This window comes from Thermosynechococcus sp. OHK43 (genome assembly GCF_014466085.1).
Lineage (GTDB): Bacteria > Cyanobacteriota > Cyanobacteriia > Thermosynechococcales > Thermosynechococcaceae > Thermosynechococcus.
On the sequence record NZ_JACOMP010000214.1, the window covers coordinates 1 to 4,262 of the forward strand.

At 54.4% G+C, this 4,262-nt stretch carries 4 protein-coding genes and 1 pseudogene; 3 read left to right on the forward strand and 2 right to left on the reverse strand.

What is annotated here, in order from left to right:
* Nucleotides 1-455: pseudogene (locus H8Q75_RS09070) on the reverse strand (bifunctional folylpolyglutamate synthase/dihydrofolate synthase); the annotation flags it as partial.
* 21 nt (nt 456-476) lie between these two features.
* On the reverse strand, nt 477-1,145 hold the full coding sequence (locus H8Q75_RS09075) for a membrane-binding protein (protein WP_225871767.1): 669 nt from the start codon (nt 1,143-1,145) through the stop codon (nt 477-479).
* Nucleotides 1,146-1,354: 209 nt separating this feature from the next.
* On the opposite strand from H8Q75_RS09075, the gene amt reads away from it, so the two are divergent.
* The 3 genes from amt to groES all read left to right on the forward strand — a co-directional run bounded on the left by amt (nt 1,355) and on the right by groES (nt 4,173).
* Nucleotides 1,355-2,878: an ammonium transporter gene (amt, locus tag H8Q75_RS09080; protein ID WP_297041218.1), complete on the forward strand. Its 1,524-nt coding sequence runs from the start codon at nt 1,355-1,357 to the stop codon at nt 2,876-2,878.
* The gene (locus tag H8Q75_RS09085) at nt 2,865-3,674 is read left to right on the forward strand and encodes a carbohydrate ABC transporter permease (protein ID WP_365970981.1); all 810 of its coding nucleotides are present in this window, start codon (nt 2,865-2,867) and stop codon (nt 3,672-3,674) included. Before amt ends, H8Q75_RS09085 begins: the two co-directional genes overlap by 14 nt.
* A gap of 187 nt (nt 3,675-3,861) precedes the next feature.
* A complete protein-coding gene (gene groES, locus H8Q75_RS09090) occupies nt 3,862-4,173 on the forward strand; it encodes a co-chaperone GroES (protein WP_024124016.1) in 312 nt (103 codons plus the stop codon).
* Nucleotides 4,174-4,262 lie beyond the last annotated feature (89 nt).

Below are 4,262 nucleotides of genomic sequence, written 5' to 3' on the forward strand. Positions count from 1 at the left end.
GGCTGACACACATTCGTGGCATCCAAGCGCCCCCCTAAGCCCACCTCCATCACCGCCACCTCCACCCCCTGCTGGGCAAAATAGAGCCATGCCGCCGCCGTGACCACTTCAAACTGACTGGGGGGATAGGCCACCTGGGGCAAGACGGCTTCAATTTGTTGAATGAGGGTCAAAAAGACCTGCGGGGCAATGGGTTCACCATCGACACAAATGCGCTCACACCAGCCCAACAGATGGCGCCAGGTATAACGACCCGTGCGATAGCCCGCTGCCCGCAAAACACTATCCAAATAGGCACACACCGAGCCTTTGCCATTTGTCCCCGCAACGTGGATCAAGGGCACCTGTAACTGGGGAGACCCCAAGGCACTCAGGAGCGCCTGGATGGGTTCAAGGCCAAGGCGCACCCCAAAGCGGGCGTAGGGACTCAGCGCTGCCGTCAGTGGATCACCCACGGCCAGCTCGATGGAAAAGGATTAGCGGGGCTCGCGACGACCATGGCGCCATGTAGCAATAATCCGGGAGCCATCTGGCAGGGTGAGCACCCCCTCTCCGTCAAATAAGCCATTGCGAAACTGTCCAGCATAGCTTGTGCCATTCCCAAAGGAGAGCATTCCAGTTCCATGATACTTGCCCGCTAAAAACTGTCCCTCGTAGCGAGTGCCGTCGGGAAAGGTGAGTACCCCCTCCCCATGGTATTGACCATTGAGAAACGTCCCCTCGTAGCGCTGGCCATTGGCCAGTTGTAGAATGCCCTTGCCATTGAAGATACCATCGGCAAAGCCACCCTCATAGCGTCCGCCATCGGCATAGGTGAGCACCCCCTGACCGTGGTAGCGGCCATTGCGAAATTCTCCCTCGTAGCGGTTGCCATTGGCCATCGTGAGGATGCCTTGGCCATTAAAGCGACCGTTTAGCAATTCCCCTTTGTAGGTGCTGCCATCGGGGAGGGTCAGGGTGACATCCCCCGTGACCCGCTGCCCTTCATAGACGGCAATTTGAGCAGTTACAGGGGCCAACTGTAGGGTTGCACACCCTAAACCCATCAGGAAAGAACTGAGCACCCAGCGGCGGACAACAGCGGCATTGGCGTGGTGCGAATGGGTCATCACTGGACACTCCACAAGGGTGGACAATTGCAACATATCTAACTGGTACAAGTTGCTCCCTATGCAGAATTGAGGCAGAGACCCAAGTTTTTGTATCTTGGGATACATATACCTAGGGGTAAATTCAGGGATGATTGGTTTATTTGTCTCAAACTTTGCAACTCAACCCTAGGATTTTTCTAGGGATTTTAGCTGGGGGTTTATAGGTTCCAACGGTTTTCTTTGTCGATTGGACATCTGCACCTATGAAACTGCGTTCTATCTTGCGCCGCCGGTTACGTCTTCAGCATCCCCTGACTCCGATTCTCTATCTGCCCCCTCGCCGCACGCGATTGACCTTTGCGGTGATGATTGGTGTGCTGAGTGCAACAGCCGCACTGGGGCAGGATACTGCCGCCTCAACGGCGGTTCCGGCAAAGGTGCAGGTGGTGCTCAACACGCTCTGGGTGATTTTTGCAGGCGTGCTGGTATTTTTCATGAATGCTGGCTTTTGCATGTTGGAAACGGGCTTTTGCCGGGCCAAGAATGCGGTGAACCTGCTCTCAAAGAACCTGATTGTCTTTGCCCTTTCGAGTATCGCCTATTGGGCGATTGGCTTTGCCCTAATGTTTGGGGATGGCAATGGGGTGGTGGGCAGCAGTGGTTTCTTTTTGCTGGGGGCCGATAACAGTCCGGCCACTGCCGAAGCCTACCGGGGGGTCTATAGTTCCCTCAGTTGGGCAGCGGTACCCCTGTTTGCTAAGTTCTTCTTTCAAGTGGTCTTTGCGGGAACGGCCGCCACAATTGTTTCTGGGGCAGTGGCGGAGCGGATTAAGTTCTATGCCTTCTTTATCTTCAGCTTGCTGCTGGTGGGGATTTCCTATCCAATTACGGGTCACTGGATCTGGGGTGGCGGTTGGCTGCAACAGCTAGGTATGTGGGATTTTGCCGGTTCTACGGTGGTGCACTCTGTAGGCGGATGGGCAGCATTGATGGGGGCAGCTCTCCTAGGGCCGCGTTTGGGGCGCTTTCTGCCGGATGGGTCGGTGGCGGCCATCCCCGGGCATAATTTTGCGATCGCCACCTTGGGTTGTTTGATCCTCTGGCTTGGTTGGTTTGGTTTTAATCCAGGGTCAACGATGACCGCAGATCCGGAGGCGATCGCCCACATTGTTGTGACCACAAATATGGCCGCAGCCTTTGGGGGTGTCACCGCAACGGTGGTTTCCACGCTCTACTTTGGGAAGCCCGACCTTTCGATGATCATTAATGGGATTCTGGCAGGATTAGTGGCCATCACAGCCCCCTGTGCCTTTGTCACCATTGAGAGCGCGGCGTTAATCGGCAGTATTGCCGGGATCATTATTATTTTTTCGGTGGTGACCCTCGATCGCCTAAAAATTGACGATCCAGTGGGAGCCATTTCCGTACACTTGGTCAATGGCATCTGGGGGACCATAGCAGTGGGGCTCTTTGCCGATGGACCGGGGCGCTTTTACGAAGCTGGGGCGGGGCCTCTCAAGGGATTGCTCTGGAGTGGTGACTTTACCCAGTTGGGGCACCAATTGGTGGGGGTACTGGCGGTGGGCGGGTTTACCGTTGCCTTTAGTACAGCAGTGTGGCTACTCCTGAACCTTACCATTGGCATTCGCGTTTCTCCAGAGGAGGAAATCGAGGGGTTGGACATTGGCGAGCATGGCATGGAGGCCTATGCGGGCTTCCTTTTGCGCGAAGAAGTGAAAGGATTTGTGGATTTGCTCAAACGGATGTCTGGCAGTGGTCGCTCCTAGGGTAGGCTTAACGCTCCTATTAATCCTGGGGGCATTGTTGGTTCTCAGTCCCTTGCTAGTGGTGCTTTGTACCTCCGGCTGGCCACCCGGAACCCTACCCACCCAATTATTGCCGCCCCAAGGCTGGACCTGGCAGAGCTATCAGGCGGCATGGCGGCAGGGACACTTTATCTTAGCTTTTGCCAACTCAACGTTTGTGGCCTTAGCGGTGACGGCGCTCCAGTTGGTAACTTCAGCCCTAGCGGGTTACGCCCTTGCCCGACTTTCGTTTCCGGGGCAACAGACGATTCTGCTGCTGATGCTAGCAATCCTAGTGATCCCATTTCAGCTTTTGGTGATCCCAATTTTTCTCATCCTGAAGGCGGCTCATCTGATCAATACCTATGGCGCGTTGATCTTACCAACGGCGGCCAATGGCTTTGGTGTCTTTTTGATGCGGCAGTTTTTTCTCACATTGCCCGTTGCCCTTGAGGAGGCAGCCCGCTTGGATGGGGCAAATCGCTGGCAGGTTCTCTGGCATATTCTCTTGCCCCTGAGCCGACCAGCCTTGGTAACGCTCTTTATCTTTACCTTTATTGGCGAGTGGAATGATATGTTTAAGCCCTTGGTTTTTACCACCAAGCCAGAACTGATCACCGTGCAGCTTTCCTTGGCCAATTTTCAGGAGCAGTTCACCAATGATTGGCCGTTGATGATGGCAGCGGCGGTGATTGCCACTGTACCGGTGATGATTTTGTTTATTTTGGGTCAGCGGCAACTGATTCGCGGTATTGCCACCACGGGGCTAAAGAACTAAGGTACCGTTCGGAAAACCGTACTGCAACAGGAGTTGCGATCGCCAACCGTCTCTCGCTACATTAGCACTCGAAGGGTGAGAGTGCTAAACAATTACCAGTGATGCTCTTACTCCCCAGAGACTGCGCGATGAGCCGTGCAGTGAGTGCTATCAATCCATACTCTTACAATTGGGAGAACAGTACGCTATGGCAGCCGTATCTCTAAGCGTTTCAACTGTGAAACCTTTGGGCGATCGCATTTTTGTCAAAGTCGCCGAAAGCGAAGAACGGACCGCAGGGGGGATTCTCCTGCCCGACAATGCCCGTGAAAAACCCCAAGTGGGCGAAGTGACCGCCGTCGGTCCCGGCAAACTCACTGAAGACGGCAAGCGTCAGCCCATGGATGTGAAAGTGGGTGACAAGGTGCTGTACTCCAAGTATGCCGGTACCGAAGTGAAACTAGGGGGCGAAGACTACGTTCTCCTCTCAGAAAAAGACATCTTGGCCATTGTGGGCTAGGTCACTGACTTCCTTGCATCTCGGTGCGATTTTTTCATCACTGTTGAACGATTGAGGTAGGAAACACATATGGCGAAGCGCATTATCTA